At 64.6% G+C, this 14,050-nt stretch carries 14 protein-coding genes; 6 read left to right on the top strand and 8 right to left on the bottom strand.

Annotated elements, in window-relative coordinates:
* Positions 1-16: 16 nt before the first annotated feature.
* Complete coding sequence (locus ISX93_RS02580; protein WP_195777117.1) at positions 17-1,078, bottom strand: NAD-dependent epimerase/dehydratase family protein; 1,062 nt, start codon at positions 1,076-1,078, stop codon at positions 17-19.
* A 160-nt stretch (positions 1,079-1,238) separates the two neighbouring features.
* Between ISX93_RS02580 and ISX93_RS02575 the strand changes: the two genes are divergently transcribed.
* From ISX93_RS02575 to ISX93_RS02555, 5 genes are all read left to right on the top strand, one after another.
* A complete protein-coding gene (locus ISX93_RS02575; RefSeq protein WP_195777116.1) occupies positions 1,239-2,957 on the top strand; it encodes an amidohydrolase in 1,719 nt (572 codons plus the stop codon).
* A 3-nt stretch (positions 2,958-2,960) separates the two neighbouring features.
* The gene (locus tag ISX93_RS02570) at positions 2,961-3,884 is read left to right on the top strand and encodes a PliI family lysozyme inhibitor of I-type lysozyme (protein ID WP_195777115.1); all 924 of its coding nucleotides are present in this window, start codon (positions 2,961-2,963) and stop codon (positions 3,882-3,884) included.
* A 39-nt stretch (positions 3,885-3,923) separates the two neighbouring features.
* Entirely contained in the window at positions 3,924-4,346 is a 423-nt protein-coding gene (locus tag ISX93_RS02565; protein ID WP_195777114.1) for a hypothetical protein, read from the top strand.
* Positions 4,347-4,372: 26 nt separating this feature from the next.
* The gene (locus ISX93_RS02560) at positions 4,373-4,963 is read left to right on the top strand and encodes an MliC family protein (RefSeq protein ID WP_195777113.1); all 591 of its coding nucleotides are present in this window, start codon (positions 4,373-4,375) and stop codon (positions 4,961-4,963) included.
* A gap of 79 nt (positions 4,964-5,042) precedes the next feature.
* Positions 5,043-5,468, top strand: a complete 426-nt coding sequence (locus tag ISX93_RS02555; protein WP_195777112.1) for an MAPEG family protein — start codon at positions 5,043-5,045, stop codon at positions 5,466-5,468.
* 42 nt (positions 5,469-5,510) lie between these two features.
* On the opposite strand, the gene ISX93_RS02550 is transcribed toward ISX93_RS02555, so the two are convergent.
* The 6 genes from ISX93_RS02550 to ISX93_RS02525 all read right to left on the bottom strand — a co-directional run bounded on the left by ISX93_RS02550 (position 5,511) and on the right by ISX93_RS02525 (position 12,722).
* On the bottom strand, positions 5,511-6,653 hold the full coding sequence (locus ISX93_RS02550; protein WP_195777111.1) for a GGDEF domain-containing protein: 1,143 nt from the start codon (positions 6,651-6,653) through the stop codon (positions 5,511-5,513).
* Between the two features lie 61 nt (positions 6,654-6,714).
* Positions 6,715-7,848 (bottom strand): PilT/PilU family type 4a pilus ATPase, encoded by a 1,134-nt coding sequence (locus ISX93_RS02545; RefSeq protein WP_195777110.1) that lies wholly within the window; start codon positions 7,846-7,848, stop codon positions 6,715-6,717.
* A gap of 206 nt (positions 7,849-8,054) precedes the next feature.
* The gene (locus ISX93_RS02540; RefSeq protein ID WP_195777109.1) at positions 8,055-8,357 is read right to left on the bottom strand and encodes a P-II family nitrogen regulator; all 303 of its coding nucleotides are present in this window, start codon (positions 8,355-8,357) and stop codon (positions 8,055-8,057) included.
* Position 8,358: 1 nt separating this feature from the next.
* Positions 8,359-9,300, bottom strand: a complete 942-nt coding sequence (locus tag ISX93_RS02535) for a sodium-dependent bicarbonate transport family permease (RefSeq protein ID WP_195777108.1) — start codon at positions 9,298-9,300, stop codon at positions 8,359-8,361.
* Between the two features lie 181 nt (positions 9,301-9,481).
* Positions 9,482-11,290, bottom strand: a complete 1,809-nt coding sequence (gene oadA, locus ISX93_RS02530) for a sodium-extruding oxaloacetate decarboxylase subunit alpha (RefSeq protein WP_195777107.1) — start codon at positions 11,288-11,290, stop codon at positions 9,482-9,484.
* Between the two features lie 16 nt (positions 11,291-11,306).
* Positions 11,307-12,722: an acetyl-CoA carboxylase biotin carboxylase subunit gene (locus tag ISX93_RS02525; protein ID WP_195777106.1), complete on the bottom strand. Its 1,416-nt coding sequence runs from the start codon at positions 12,720-12,722 to the stop codon at positions 11,307-11,309.
* Between the two features lie 186 nt (positions 12,723-12,908).
* Between ISX93_RS02525 and ISX93_RS02520 the strand changes: the two genes are divergently transcribed.
* Entirely contained in the window at positions 12,909-13,862 is a 954-nt protein-coding gene (locus ISX93_RS02520) for a LysR family transcriptional regulator (RefSeq protein WP_308705273.1), read from the top strand.
* On the opposite strand, the gene ISX93_RS02515 is transcribed toward ISX93_RS02520, so the two are convergent.
* A complete protein-coding gene (locus ISX93_RS02515; protein WP_195777105.1) occupies positions 13,834-14,025 on the bottom strand; it encodes a transcriptional regulator in 192 nt (63 codons plus the stop codon). The two genes, ISX93_RS02520 and ISX93_RS02515, sit on opposite strands and share 29 nt — an antisense overlap.
* Between the last annotated feature and the right edge of the window lie 25 nt (positions 14,026-14,050).

The following is a 14,050-nucleotide window of genomic DNA, read 5'->3' as shown; positions in this document are numbered from 1 at the left end:
AACCCGTGCAGGTTTGTCAGCCCCTGGCCTTGACCTGGCCGCTGTCGATCATCTGCTGGAAGAACTCGACCACCGTCTGCTCCATCGGCCGGTAGCTGATACCCAGTTCGCGCTTGCCCTTGCTGTTGTCGACCTGCCATTTGTGGCCGACGTTGCGGCTGATCATCTTGCGCTTGAAGCCCACCAGCGGTGCCACCAGCCAGACCATGAACTTGGGCAGGTTCTTCTGCGGGAACGGATAGGCAGCGCCGTAGTGCTGGCGCAGGATCTTGCCGAGGGTGAGGAAGTCCGAGTTCTCTGCAGAGATGATGTTGCGTCCGTTGGCCGCAGGGGTGAACCCGGCGTTGTAATGGGCAATCGCCAGATCGCGCACATCGACCATGCCGATGGAGAAGTCCGGCACCCCGGATTTCATCTTGCCGTTACCCAGCTGACGGAACAGGTTGAAACTTTCCGAGGAGGCATCGGCACTCAGTCCCGGCCCGAGCACCAGCGACGGATTGATCACCACCAGATCCCAGCGCTGCTGCCCGGCGACCAGCTTCCAGGCTTCCTGTTCAGCCACCGTCTTCGAGTAGCTGTAAGCCTGATGCTCGACCGTGGAGGTGGTGTTCCACTGCGCCTCGGTGCCCATGCCGTTGGGGTAGGCCTCGCAGTCGATGGCATCGCCAATGATTGCCGCGCAGCTGCTGGTCAGCACCACACGCTTGACCGTGGGCGTGCGCTGCACCGAGGCGAGTACGTTGCGCGTGCCCTTGAGCGCCGGATCGACCAGATCACGCTGCGCATCGCTGATCTTGCTGGTGAACGGCGAGGCGGTGTGAAACACCAGCTCGCAGCCTTGCATGCCTTCATCGTAGGCACCCTCGCGCAGCAGATCGGCGGCAAAGTATTTGATGCTGCCCGGCGCGCTGGCAGCGATGGCGTCCAGATGCGCGAGCTTCTGCCGGTTGTTCGGATCGCGCACCATGGCATGCACGGTCAGCCCTTCGTCCAGCAGTTTCTTTACCAGCCAGCCGGCGACATAGCCAGTGGCACCAGTGACCATCACCGGCTTGCTCTTGTCGATGGTTTGCATGGGGTAATCCTCGTGGGTGGCAGAGTCAGCAGTCTAGCCGGGTATTACTACTGCGAGCCCGTCAAACCTCGGCCGGACATGGACAGCCGAAGCGACGCTGGCTAGTGTGTCAGCACTTCCACTGCGACCCACGCCACGCTTTGCGCAAGGATCTTCGCTCATGACCAGAAGCACACTGCTGACCCTCGGACTACTGACTGGACTGGGGCTTGCCGCGACCCCGCTGACCGCCAGCGCCACGGTCGCTGACCTGCTGTATGTCGGCGGCAACATCATCACCGTCAACCCGGCCCAACCCACCGCCGAGGCACTGGCGGTGAAGGACGGCAGGATTCTCGCAGTCGGTAGCCGCGCCGCGCTGGAAAAGGCCCATGCCGGAGCGGCCACGCAAAAGATCGACCTGGCCGGCAAGACCCTGACGCCGGCCTTCATCGACCCGCACAGCCACTATTTCAGCGCGCTCAGCGTGGCCAACCAGGTCAACCTGTTCCCGCCACCGGCCGGCCCCGGCAAGGACATCCCGAGCATCCTCGCCCAGCTGAAGAAATTCCGCGACTCGCACAAGATCGCGCCGGGCGTGATGATCATCGCCTACGGCTATGACGACACCGCCATGCCCGGCCGCATCGGCCTGACCCGCGACGATCTGGATGCGGACTTTCCGGACAACCCGGTGATGGTCACGCATGTCTCGATGCACGGTGCGGTACTCAACTCGCTGGCGCTGAAGAAGTACAACATCACTGCCGCGACCAAGACGCCACCCGGCGGCATCATCACGCGCAAACCCGGCAGCAACGAGCCGGCCGGGCTGGTGATGGAAATGGCCTATCTGCCGATCTTCGCCGCACTGCCCAAACCCACCACCGCTGAGGAGCTGAGCTGGAGCCAGGCGGCCCAGCAACTCTATGCCCAGGCCGGGATCACCACCGCCCACGAGGGCGCCACCCATGCCAGCGACCTGGCCCTGATGCAACGGGTCGGCGCCGCCGGCGGCAACCAGATCGACATCGTCGCCTACCCCTTCATCACCGAGCTGGAGGAAATCCTCAAGAGCAACCCCCCGGCCAGCTTCGGCACCTACCAGAACCGCCTGAAGCTGGGCGGAGCGAAGATCACCATCGACGGTTCGGTGCAGGGGCGCACGGCGCTGTTCACCACGCCCTATCTGGTCGATGGCCCGAATGGCGAGAAGGCCTGGAAGGGCGTGGCGCCCTTCACCCAGCAGCAGCTCAACCAGATGGTCAAGCGCGTGTACGACCTCGGCCTGCCGCTCGACCTGCATGCCAACGGCGACGGCGCCATCGACATGCTGCTGCGTGCCCACGAATTTGCCGCCGCCGGCGACCTCGAAAAAGACCGCCACGTCACCGCCGTGCACTCCCAGTTCGTGCGCCAGGACCAGCTGGACAAATACCTGCAGTACAAGATCACCCCGTCGTTCTTCACCCAGCACACCTACTTCTTTGCCGACACCCACCTGATCCTGCGTGGCCAGCAGCAGACCGACTTCATCAGCCCGATGCGCACCGCCATCGACATGGGTCTGCGCCCGAGCAACCACACCGACTTCGTGGTCACCCCGCTGGACCAGCTGTTCGTCATGTGGACCGCGGTCAACCGCATCTCGCGCAACGGCGTGCTGATTGGCGGCGCTGAACGCATCACGCCGCTGGAGGCGCTGCAGGCGATCACCCTCAACGCCGCCCGCCAGCATGGCGACGAGCAGAGCAAAGGCTCACTGGAACCCGGCAAGCTGGCCGACCTGGTGATCCTCAGCGGCAACCCGCTGACGGTCGAGCCGATGCAGATCAAGGACATCAAGGTGCTTGAAACCTTCAAGGAGGGCCGCAGCATCTACCGGGCGGCGAAGGAGTAAGCAATGAAGTCTTTATCCTGGCTGGCACTGGCGATGCTCAGCGTGCTGCTGAGCAGTCAGTTGATGGCCGCTAGCCAGATCCGCGAAGAGCCGCTCACTCTGGATCAGGGCGTTGCCAGCCTGAAAGGCAGCCTCAAGGGTGACCAGACTGTCGATTACCTGCTGCCAGTAGCCGCCGGGCAATCACTGCAGGTGCACTTCCGGCCGGACAACCTGGCGGGCTATTTCAACCTGCTGCCACCCGGCTCGCAGGATGCGGCGATCTTCATTGGCTCCAGTGCCGGCAATGATTTTGCCGACACCCTCAGTACAGCCGGCACCTACCGCATACGGGTGTACCTGATGCGCAGTGCCGCGCGGCGCAATGAAACCCTGCATTACGCCCTGGAGGTCTCGCTCTCGCCGACCACAGCCAACGCCGCCAACGCGCCGTTCGAGCAGACCCTGGCGCTGCATGGCATCAGTTTCAAGGTCAGCGCGACCCATCAGGGTTCGCTCAACCAGCTGAGAATCGTGCCATCGGGACTGGCGATCGATAACTCGCCGATCGAGCGCGAGATCGATGGCTCAGTCACTGCCGCCGAGGTTGCCGACATCAATGCTGATGGCTCACCCGAGCTTTACGTCTATGTCACCTCGGCCGGCAGCGGCTCCTATGCTTCGCTGGTGGCCTATTCGGCCAACCACAATAAATCGCTCAGTGAAATCTATCTTCCGCCGCTGGCCGACAACCCGACCCTTGGCAAGGGCTTCATGGGCCATGATGAGCTGCGCACAGTCGAGGGCGTCCTGGTGCAGCGCTTCCCGCTGTACCGCGAGGGCGACAGCAATGCCCAACCCACCGGCGGCACCCGGCAGATCCAGTACAAACTGGTGCCTGGCGAAGCCAACTGGCAGCTCAAGGTTGACCGTGTCGTCGACTATTGAAACCGTCCACCCACACCGCACCGAGCAGGAACCCGCCGCATGAATCTGGCCATCAAGCTGACCCTCGCCGCCGCCGGCATTTTCCTCTTCGCCGGCCTGCTGCTCGGCGTACTGAAGTACCGCGGCATCATGCGCAGCCCCGAGCACTGCGCCCCGGTGTACATCGACATCGCCCACCGCGCCGCGCTGATGTACAGCTTTGCCGCGCTGGTGATGGCCGAGCTGCTGAAATTCAGCCCGTACAGCGAATCCGTGCAACTGCTGATCACCGGCGCACCGCTGCTGTTCTTCGCCATCGCGATTGCGCAGTACACCAAGCTCGGTCTGGAGAACAAAACCGACAACCAGTTCAGGCAGCGCAACTTCAACACCACCTGGGGCATCTGGCTGTTGATCGTCGCTGAAGTCGGTGGTGTCGGCGCGATTGTCTGGGGCTTTATCAGCACGCAATTTCTGGCCTGAACGGCAACTTCGCAGGGGTAGATTCGATGAATGCACCTTTACTGATTTGCAGCAGCCTGCTGCTCGCTGCTGGCAGCGCCATGGCCCAGGGTCCTTCGTTTGATTGCAGCAAGGTGGAAAATGGCAGTATCGAGGAGCTGGTTTGCCAGAACAGCGAACTGTCCGCGCTCGACCAGCAAATGGCCACGGTCTATGCCGCCGCCCTGAAAAAAGCCGGCAATGAACACCCGGCCTATCTGAAGCCGACCCAGCGCGGCTGGATCAAGGGTCGCGACGACTGCTGGAAGGCCGACGACATCCCGGCCTGCGTCAGGGACAACTACGTCCGGCGCATCAGCGAACTGCAGGCCCGCTACCGCCTGGTTGAGAGCATCGGGCCGGTCACCTTCAGCTGCAACGGCAACCCGGCCGACGAAGTCATCGTCACCTTCTTCAAGACCGTGCCCGCCACCCTGATCGCCGAACGCGGCGACAGCACCTCGCTGATGTACCAGGCCGTCAGCGCCAGCGGCGCCAGATACGAGGGACCGAACGAGCTGTTCTGGGAACATCAGGGCACGGCGACCATCCGCTGGGGCTACGATGCGCCGGAGATGGCCTGCGTCAAAGCCCGATAGGCCGCGGAGGCCGACAGCAGACTGCCCCCTCCCGGCAAGCCTTTGCCTGAGCCACACCCACCCAACCAGGAGTTATTCCATGTTCGTCTCCAGCCCGATCCTCGCCCCCATCGTTGCCCTGGTCGCCTGGTCCATGCTGATCTGGCTGTGGATGTACATCACCCGCATCCCGGCTGTCCGCCGGGCCCATATGAAGCTCGATCCGGATGCCCCGCGCGGCGAGCAGATGAACCTGCTGCCGGCCGCCGTGCGCTGGAAGGCCGACAACTACAACCACCTGATGGAACAGCCGACCCTGTTCTATGCCATCAGCCTGGTGCTGGCGCTGCAGGGCGAAGGTGGCGGGATCAACCTGGCGCTGGCCTGGGGCTATGTGGGCCTGCGCGTGGTGCACAGCCTGGTGCAGGTGCTGATCAACAAGATCGAACTGCGCTTCGCCCTGTTCGTGCTGTCCTCGCTGCTGCTGGTCGGCCTGACCATCAACGCCGCGCTGGCGCTGGGCTGATCGCGGCAGCGGGCCGCGCCGGCAAGGCACGCCAGCGACTTACTAGGGTGCCGGGGTGAACTCGACGCGGTTGCGGCCGTTGCTCTTGGCCCGGTACAGCGCCGCATCTGCGTTGCCGATGAGGATCTCGATCGCCGGCGCACCACCGGCCGCCGTGGCCACACCGAAGCTGGCGGTATAGGCCGGCTGGATCTGCGCTTCGGCCAGGCTGCTGCGGATCCGCTCGGCGACCTGCAGCGACTCGTCGAGACCGGTCTGCGGCAACAGCAGGATGAACTCCTCGCCGCCCATGCGCCCGAACACATCGGTGGCGCGCAGCAACGCCGAGACCCGCGCGGCGAAATCGACCAGCACGCGGTCACCGGCCTGGTGGCCGTAGGTGTCATTGACCCGCTTGAAATGGTCCAGATCGATCTGCACCAGCCCCAGTGAGGTGCCATAGCGCCGGCTGCGTTCCAGCTCCACTTCGGCGGCAGCGAGAAAGGCCCGGCGGTTGAAGATGCCGGTAAGGGCATCGCGGGTCGCCTGCTCGTTCAGACGCTGCTGCACCCGCTCGTTGACCATCAGCACCAGCGACATCCCGGCCATCGGCACCAGCAAAGCAAATACCAGGGTGACGAACTGCTGCATCTCGCTCAGCGCGTACACGGAAATATCCCGCTCGCCGCCCAGGATGCTGGCCAGGCGCAACAGGAAGGCCAGGGTCATGATCAGCGCAAGCAGGGTGAACACACCGCTGGCAACCAGATGCTGGTTGCTCCGGCGAATCGCGCGCAGGACCAGCAGGTAGCTGAGCAGGATCGTCGTCGAGGCTGACAAAAAGCGCAGCGCGGAGCTCTCCAGGGCGCTCGCCAGCAGCATGCCGGCGAAGCTGGCCAGCAGCAGGGTAATGCTCAGGCGGTAGTCGCGGCGGAGCAGCAGAAAGCGCCGCAGCCCCTCATAGATCAGCAGATGCGCGATGACCATGCTCAGAGCCAGGCAAATAGCCGGGACCCATAACTGTACCCACTCGGGAAAACTGACGGTCAGGGCCGACCACAGGGCAATCTGCAGGTAGGCCAGGCTCCATTCACCCAGCCCGCCGATCGCGCGGCCCTGCTGGCGCCACAGGGTGGCCAGCACCAGTACCAGGAAACAGCAACTGATCGCCATGCCGAGGATCAGGGTGCGGGTATCGGGGTACATGGGCCTCTCCTGCGGGATTGTGCCTCCTGCTCCCCGGGTTGCCGCGCCTGCGCGAATGCCGCTAGCGCGAATCCTGCATATGAAAGGGTAGGTCATTGCCGCTGACCTGCTTGCCCAGCTTGATGCGCAGGGTCAGGTCGGTACGCGAGTCGGCATGCCGCAGGGCTTCCTCGATGGAGATCTTGCCGGCCTGGTAGAGCAGGAACAGGTGCTGGTCGAAGGTCTGCAGGCCCTGCTCCTGGGCGCGGCCGATGGCCTCGCGCAAGTCGTCGAGCAGGTCGCGCTGGATCAGGTCGCGGATGTGCGCGGTGGCCAGCATCAGCTCCACGGCCACCGCGCGCCGCTGGTTGACCGCCGGGATCAGGCGCTGGCCGACGATCGCCAGCAGGTTCTGCGCCAGGTCCGCCAGCACCTGGTGGCGGGCATCCTCGGGGAAGAAGCGCACGATGCGTTCCAGCGCATGGGTGGTGGAGGTAGCGTGCAGGGTCGCCAGGCACAGGTGGCCGGTCTCGGCGTAGTGCAAGGCATTCTGCATGGTGTCGAGGTCGCGGATCTCGCCGAGCATGATCACATCCGGCGCCTCGCGCAGGACGTTGCGCAGGGCCGCGGAGAAGCTGTGGGTATCCAGCCCGACTTCGCGCTGGTCGATCACCGACAGCTTGTGCTGGTGGATGTATTCGATCGGGTCCTCGATGCAGATGATATGCCCGGACTTGTGCTGGTTGCGGTGATCGAGCATGGCCGCCAGGGTGGTCGACTTGCCCGAACCGGCAGCGCCCACCACCAGCACCAGGCCGCGATCGAGCATGGCCAGTTTCTGCAGCTGCGCCGGCAGGCCCAGCTCGATGATCGAGGGGATCCGGCTCTGGATCAGGCGCACCGCCATCGACACTTCGCCACGCTGGTAGTAGACATTGATGCGAAAGCGCGCGCTGGTCGAGACGCTCACCGCCAGGTTCATTTCCAGGTCGCGCTCGAACTCGGCGATCTGCCGCTGGTTCATCAGCTGATAGGCCATCAGCTGCACTTCGCCGGGGCGCAGGCGGTACTCGTTGAGCGGCCGGGTGATGCCCTCGACCTTGATCTGCGCGCAGGTGCCGACACTCAGAAACAGGTCCGAGCCGCCCTGCTCGTAAAGTTGCTGCAGGTAGTTGTAGGCATCCGGTTTTGGCGTTTCCGCGGTCTGGTTTTCCATGCATGCAACCCCTGTGGGAACACTGTCTGCACCCTTTGCCGAGGCGTGGAGGGCAACGGCCAGCGATGGCAACGAAGCACGGCAGCCGTGTGCACTCCCCGGAGCCTAGCCAGCCGCACAGTGCCATGCCAAGGCCGGGATGGCGGAAAGCGCAATTTAGCTGCCGCAGATCAGTATTTGCCCTGCCACAGGCGCCATCCGGCCGCTCAGAACTTCTCCGGGCGCAGCACCTGCACCTGTGACAAGTAACAGACCATCGCGTAATTGGCGTAGTAGCGCTGCTGCAGGTGGGCGGCAATGCGCTCGGCCAATTCGGCGCCGCAGATGATCTCCAGGCGGATATTGCCCTCAGTGTCCCAGCCGGCGCTGCGCACGCCGCGGCCGCCACGGCCGCGGGCATCGGAAAGGGTCCAGCCGGGGGCGCCGAGCTGCTCGAGGTCGACCAGCAGTTTCTTCTCCAGCGCGGCTTCGCAGATCACGGTGAGCAGGGTACGGGTATGCGCCGGCATGTCAGAGCCCCCAGGCAATCAGCTGTTCGGCCAGCGCCAGGTACAGCGGGATGCCGATCAGGATGTTGAACGGAAAGGTGATGCCCAGCGAAGCGGTCAGCGACAGCGACGGATTGGCCTCGGGCAACGCCAGGCGCAGGGCCGCCGGCACCGCAATATAGGAGGCACTGGCCGCCAGCGTCGCCAGCATGGCAGTACCGCCCAGCGACAAACCCATGAAGCGCGCCAGCAACCCGCCAATCAATGCGCCGAGCAACGGCATCAACAGGGCAAAACCGAGCAGGCGCAGGCCGAACTGCCGGAGCGCGCCGAGCTGGCCGGAGGCAATCAGGCCCATTTCCAGCAGGAAGAACGCCAGCACCGGCTTGAACATGCTGGTGTACAGCGGCTCCAGCGGCTTGATGCCTTCCTTGCCGGCGATGGCGCCGATCAGCAGGCCGCCGAGCAGCAGCATGATGCTTTTGCCGAGGAAGATTTCGCGGCCCAGCTCCTTCCAGTGGGTATCCCGGCTGATGCCCTTGGCCAGCACGATGCCGACCAGAATCGCCGGGATTTCCAGGATGGCCACGAAGAGTGGCATGTAACTCTCGAAATCGATGCCGCGCGAGACCATGAAGGCCACCACCACGGCAAAGGTACCGGCACTCACCGAGCCGTAGTGTGCCGCCACGGCAGCGGCGTTGATGCGGTCAAAGCGCAGCGCGCGCAACAGGCCGAAGGCCAGTACCGGCAAAAGGACGCCCAGCGCCAGCACCAGCCCGACCTGACCGAGCAGCTGCACACTGGCCTGCTCGGCCAGCTCGACGCCACCGTGCAGGCCGATGGCCAGCAGCAACAGGATCGACAGCGTTTCATACAGCGCCGGCGGCAGCTTCAGTTCGCTTTTCAGCAACCCGGCGAGCAGGCCGAAGATAAAGAAGAGTACGACCGGATCTAGCCCCATTCTCTAACTCCATGGAATTCCAAAGCCCTGTCCTTGTGGGACAGGGGCGGCAACCCGGGCCGGTTCAACCCAAGCATCGTGCACCGGCGGTAGCCGACGCGCGCCCTCCGCCAGCGGGAGGGGAAAATCTGTTACAGCGACCCAGCGTAGGGTGGGCTAAAGCCCACCCTACGCCTTAGGTTCAGCCCTCGATCTCTACCAGCACATCGCCCGGATTGACCCGGTCGCCCTTGGCCACGTGCACCGCCTTGACGGTACCGGCGATCGGTGCCGGCACTTCGGTTTCCATCTTCATCGCCTCGCTGATCAGCAGGGCCTGCCCGGCCTTGACCACCTCGCCGACCTTGACCAGCACGTCGACAATGTTGCCCGGCATGCTGGTGCTGACGTCGCCCGGCGCGCTGGCCTGCTTACGCTTGTTACCGCCACCGCTGACGAACTGGTTGAGTGGCTCGAACACCACCTCTTCCGGCATGCCGTCGATGGACAGGTAGAAGTGCCGCTTGCCATCGGTCTTCACGCCGACGCCGGTGATGTCGACCCGGTAGGTTTCGCCGTGCACGTCGACCACGAACTCGGTCGGCACCCCTTCGCTGCCGGCGGCCGCGGGAGCACCCGGCACCGGCAGTGGCAACAAGGCTTCCGGCTTTAGCGTGCCGGCGGCGCGCTCCTCGAGGAACTTGCGCCCGATATCGGGGAACATGGCGTAGGTCAGGACGTCCTCTTCGCTCTGCGCCAGGCTGCCGACTTCTTCGCGCAGCCGGTCCATCTCCGGCTTGAGCAGGTCGGCCGGGCGCACGTCGATGACTTCCTCGCTGCCGATGGCCTGAGCGCGCAGGGTCTCGTTGATCGTCCCGGCGGCCTTGCCATAGCGACCCTGCAGGTACAGCTTCACCTCGTTGGTGATGGTCTTGTAGCGCTCGCCGGCCAGTACGTTGAACACCGCCTGGGTGCCGACGATCTGCGAGGTCGGGGTGACCAGCGGCGGGTACCCGAGGTCTTCGCGGACCCGCGGAATCTCGGCGAACACTTCGTTGATGCGGTGCAGCGCACCCTGCTCCTTCAGCTGGTTGGCCAGGTTGGACATCATCCCGCCCGGCACCTGGTTGACCTGCACACGGGTATCCACCGCGGTGAACTCGCTCTCGAACTGGTGGTACTTCTTGCGCACGCCGTAGAAGTACAGGCCAATCTCCTGGATCAGTTCCAGGTCCAGGCCGGTGTCGTACTCGCTGCCCTTGAGCGCGGCAACCATCGACTCGGTACCCGGATGGCTGGTGCCCCAGGCCATGCTGGAAATGGCCGTGTCGATGCGGTCGGCACCGTTCTCGATGGCCTTGAGCTGGCACATCGACGCCAGCCCGGCGGTATCGTGCGAGTGGATCACCACCGGCAGGCTGAGGGTGTCTTTCAGCGCCTTGACCAGCTCGCCGGTGGCATAGGGGGTGAGCAGCCCGGCCATGTCCTTGATCGCGATCGAGTCGACGCCCATGGCCGCCATGGCCTTGGCTTGCTCGACGAACGCAGCGGTGGTGTGCACCGGGCTGGTGGTGTAGCAGAGGGTGCCCTGGGCATGCTTGCCGGCGGCCTTCACCGCCTCGATGGCCACGCGCAGGTTACGCACGTCGTTCATCGCGTCGAAGATGCGGAACACGTCGATGCCATTGACCGCCGCCTTGGCGACGAAGGCACGCACCACGTCATCGCTGTAGTGGCGGTAGCCGAGCAGGTTCTGCCCGCGCAGGAGCATCTGCAGGCGGGTGTTGGGCAGCGCGGCCTTGAGCAGGCGCAGGCGCTCCCACGGGTCTTCCTTGAGGAAGCGCACGCAGGCGTCGAAGGTGGCACCGCCCCAGACTTCCAGCGACCAGTAGCCAACCTGATCGAGCTTGGCGCAAATCGGCAGCATGTCCTCGGTGCGCATGCGGGTGGCCAGCAGGGACTGGTGGGCATCGCGCAGGACGGTATCGGTAACGCTGATTTTCTTGCTCATGTCTTGCTTCCTTCCCTTAAAGGCCGGCGTGGGCGGCGATGGCAGTGGCGATGGCCACCGCCAGCTGCGACGGGTCGCGCTTGATCGAATAGTCGAGCAGCTGCGGATGGCTGTCGACGTAGCTGGTATTGAACTGCCCGCTGCGGAAATCCGGGTCACGGAGGATTTCCTGGTAGTAGGCCGCGGTGGTCTTCACCCCCTGCACGCGCATGTCGTCCAGCGCGCGCAGGCCACGGTCGAGCGCTTCTTCCCAGGTCAGCGCCCAGACGATCAGCTTCAGGCACATCGAGTCGTAGTACGGCGGAATGGTGTAGCCGGTATAGATCGCCGTGTCGGTGCGCACCCCGGGACCGCCCGGCGCGTAATAGCGGGTGATCTTGCCGAACGAGGGCAGGAAGTTGTTCTTCGGGTCTTCGGCATTGATGCGGAACTGCAGGGCGAAGCCACGGTGGATGATGTCGCTCTGCTGCACCGACAACGGCAGGCCGGAGGCGATGCGGATCTGTTCGCGGACGATGTCCAGCCCGGTGATTTCCTCGCTGATGGTGTGTTCCACCTGCACCCGGGTGTTCATCTCCATGAAGTACACCTCGCCCTCGGCCAGCAGGAACTCCACGGTGCCGGCGTTCTCGTAGCCCACCGCTTTCGCGGCCCTGACGGCCAGGTCGCCGATGTAGGCGCGCTGCTCGGGGGTCAGCTGCGGGCTGGGGGCGATCTCGATCAGTTTCTGGTTGCGGCGCTGGATCGAGCAGTCGCGCTCGAACAGGTGCACCACGTTGCCGAAGCTGTCACCGAGGATCTGTGCCTCGATGTGCTTGGGATTGACGATGCACTTTTCCAGGAACACCTCGGCGCGACCGAAGGCCTTGGTTGCCTCGGAGATTACCCGTGGAAACGCCTGTTCCAGCTCCTCCCGCGAGTTGCAGCGGCGAATGCCGCGGCCGCCGCCACCGGACGTGGCCTTGAGCATCACCGGGTAGCCGATGCGCTCGCCTTCGCGCAGCGCTTCTTCGATATCCGCCACATTGCCTTCGGTGCCCGGCGTGACTGGCACCCCGGCCTTGATCATGCTGCGCCGCGCCTCGGTCTTGTCGCCCATGCGGCGGATCACCTCGGCGCTCGGGCCGATGAACTTGATCCCCTGCTCGGCGCAGATCTCCGCCAGCTCGGCGTTCTCGGAGAGAAAGCCATAGCCGGGATGCAGCGCATCGCAGCCGGTCTCCACCGCCAGGCTGACCAGCTTGCGCGGGTTCAGGTAACCGGCCAGCGGCTCCGGGCCGAGGCAGTGGGCTTCATCGGCGCGCTTGACGTGCAGCGCATGCCGGTCGGCTTCCGAATAGACCGCTACCGAGCGCACACCCATCTCGGCGCAGGCGCGCACGATGCGGACGGCAATCTCGCCACGGTTGGCTATCAGGATTTTCTTGATCACGGACGACCTCCTCGATCAGTGGGCAGGCAACCGGACGCACCGGTCGACAGGTGACCGGCAAGGCATGGCTGGTCAGGTGAATTACCTTAGTCGCTGCTGTCGATTAACGAAAATCAATAATTATTGGGTTAGCCATAAGTAAAGGCTTATAGTTGGCCCGGTAGCCCTCAAGAGTTGCCCGCCGCCATGCGCAAGTCCTTGCTGCGTATCACCTTTCGCCAGCTGCAGATATTCCGCGCGGTGTGCACCAGCCTGTCCTACAGCCGCGCGGCAGAAGAAATGGCGCTCTCCCAGCCGGCCGTCAGCCTGCAGATTCGCCAGCTGGAAGAGTTGCTCGGCCAGCCACTGTTCGACTATGTCGGCAAGAAGCTCTACCTGACCGCGGCCGCCGAGACACTGCTCAAGGCCGGCGAGGACATCTTCGCCCGCCTCGACAGCCTCGACATGCAGCTGGCCGACCTGCGGGGCACCTTGCAGGGCCAGCTCAGCCTGGCGGTGGAGTCCAGCGCCAAGTACTTCACCCCGCACCTGTTTGCCGCCTTCCGCCAGCAGCATCCGGAAGTCAGCCTGCAACTGACGGTGGTCAACCATGCCCAGGCGATCAAGCGCCTGAGCGTCAACCGCGACGACCTGCTGATCATGTCGCAGGTGCCGCAGGACATGGCCCTGGAGTTCCTGCCGTTCCTCAACAACCCGATCGTCGCCGTGGCGCGCCCCGATCACCCGCTGTGCCAGCAGCCCGCGCTGACCCTGCAGGACCTGACCGGCTGGCCGCTGCTGGTGCGCGAGCAGGGCTCCGGCACGCGCAAGGCCTGCGAGGAATACTGCCACCAGAAGCGCGCGCACTTTGCCCAGAGCATGGAGCTGGGCTCGCTCGAGGCGCAGCGCGAGGCAGTATTGGCCGGGCTCGGCCTGGCCCTGCTGCCGCGCCACGCGGTGAGCATGGAGCTGGGCGGCGGACGCCTGTGCGAACTGCCGGTACAGGAACTGCCGCTGTACCGCAGCTGGTGCGTGGTGCACCCGCGCAACAAGCGCCTGTCGCCGGTGGCGCAGGCCTTTATCGGCTTTATTCGCAGCGAACGCGCGCTGATCGACCGGCTGGGGGCACGCTTCAGCGGAGCGGCGCCAACCCCAGGCTGAGGTAGGCGCCGACCAGCCGCCCGAGGCTGGCGTCCAGCTCCAGCTCGATGCGGCGCATTTCGACGCGTTCCTCGATGGCCCGGCGGTAGGCCATGCGGCGTTGGTCTTCGAGGCGGATACGGGTTTTCTTGTCCAGCGCGGACTCTGCGTGACGAACTGACATGGCACTGCTCCCGGGTAGTCTTCAG

Origin of the sequence: Pseudomonas sp. N040, from assembly GCF_015637705.1 — a bacterium.
Taxonomy (GTDB): Bacteria; Pseudomonadota; Gammaproteobacteria; order Pseudomonadales; family Pseudomonadaceae; genus Aquipseudomonas.
This window is presented reverse-complemented; position numbering and strand designations above follow the sequence as displayed.

What these genes read in the sequence shown, in the direction of transcription:
- ISX93_RS02575 (WP_195777116.1), top strand. Translation starts at nt 1,239, where the DNA reads ATGACCAGAAGCACACTGCTGACCCTCGGACTACTGACTGGACTGGGG.
- ISX93_RS02565 (WP_195777114.1), top strand. Translation starts at nt 3,924, where the DNA reads ATGAATCTGGCCATCAAGCTGACCCTCGCCGCCGCCGGCATTTTCCTC.
- ISX93_RS02555 (WP_195777112.1), top strand. Translation starts at nt 5,043, where the DNA reads ATGTTCGTCTCCAGCCCGATCCTCGCCCCCATCGTTGCCCTGGTCGCC.
- oadA (WP_195777107.1), bottom strand. Translation starts at nt 11,290, where the DNA reads ATGAGCAAGAAAATCAGCGTTACCGATACCGTCCTGCGCGATGCCCAC.
- ISX93_RS02515 (WP_195777105.1), bottom strand. Translation starts at nt 14,025, where the DNA reads ATGTCAGTTCGTCACGCAGAGTCCGCGCTGGACAAGAAAACCCGTATC.
- ISX93_RS02540 (WP_195777109.1), bottom strand. Translation starts at nt 8,357, where the DNA reads ATGCCGGCGCATACCCGTACCCTGCTCACCGTGATCTGCGAAGCCGCG.
- ISX93_RS02570 (WP_195777115.1), top strand. Translation starts at nt 2,961, where the DNA reads ATGAAGTCTTTATCCTGGCTGGCACTGGCGATGCTCAGCGTGCTGCTG.
- ISX93_RS02580 (WP_195777117.1), bottom strand. Translation starts at nt 1,078, where the DNA reads ATGCAAACCATCGACAAGAGCAAGCCGGTGATGGTCACTGGTGCCACT.
- ISX93_RS02560 (WP_195777113.1), top strand. Translation starts at nt 4,373, where the DNA reads ATGAATGCACCTTTACTGATTTGCAGCAGCCTGCTGCTCGCTGCTGGC.
- ISX93_RS02520 (WP_308705273.1), top strand. Translation starts at nt 12,909, where the DNA reads ATGCGCAAGTCCTTGCTGCGTATCACCTTTCGCCAGCTGCAGATATTC.
- ISX93_RS02550 (WP_195777111.1), bottom strand. Translation starts at nt 6,653, where the DNA reads ATGTACCCCGATACCCGCACCCTGATCCTCGGCATGGCGATCAGTTGC.
- ISX93_RS02535 (WP_195777108.1), bottom strand. Translation starts at nt 9,300, where the DNA reads ATGGGGCTAGATCCGGTCGTACTCTTCTTTATCTTCGGCCTGCTCGCC.
- ISX93_RS02545 (WP_195777110.1), bottom strand. Translation starts at nt 7,848, where the DNA reads ATGGAAAACCAGACCGCGGAAACGCCAAAACCGGATGCCTACAACTAC.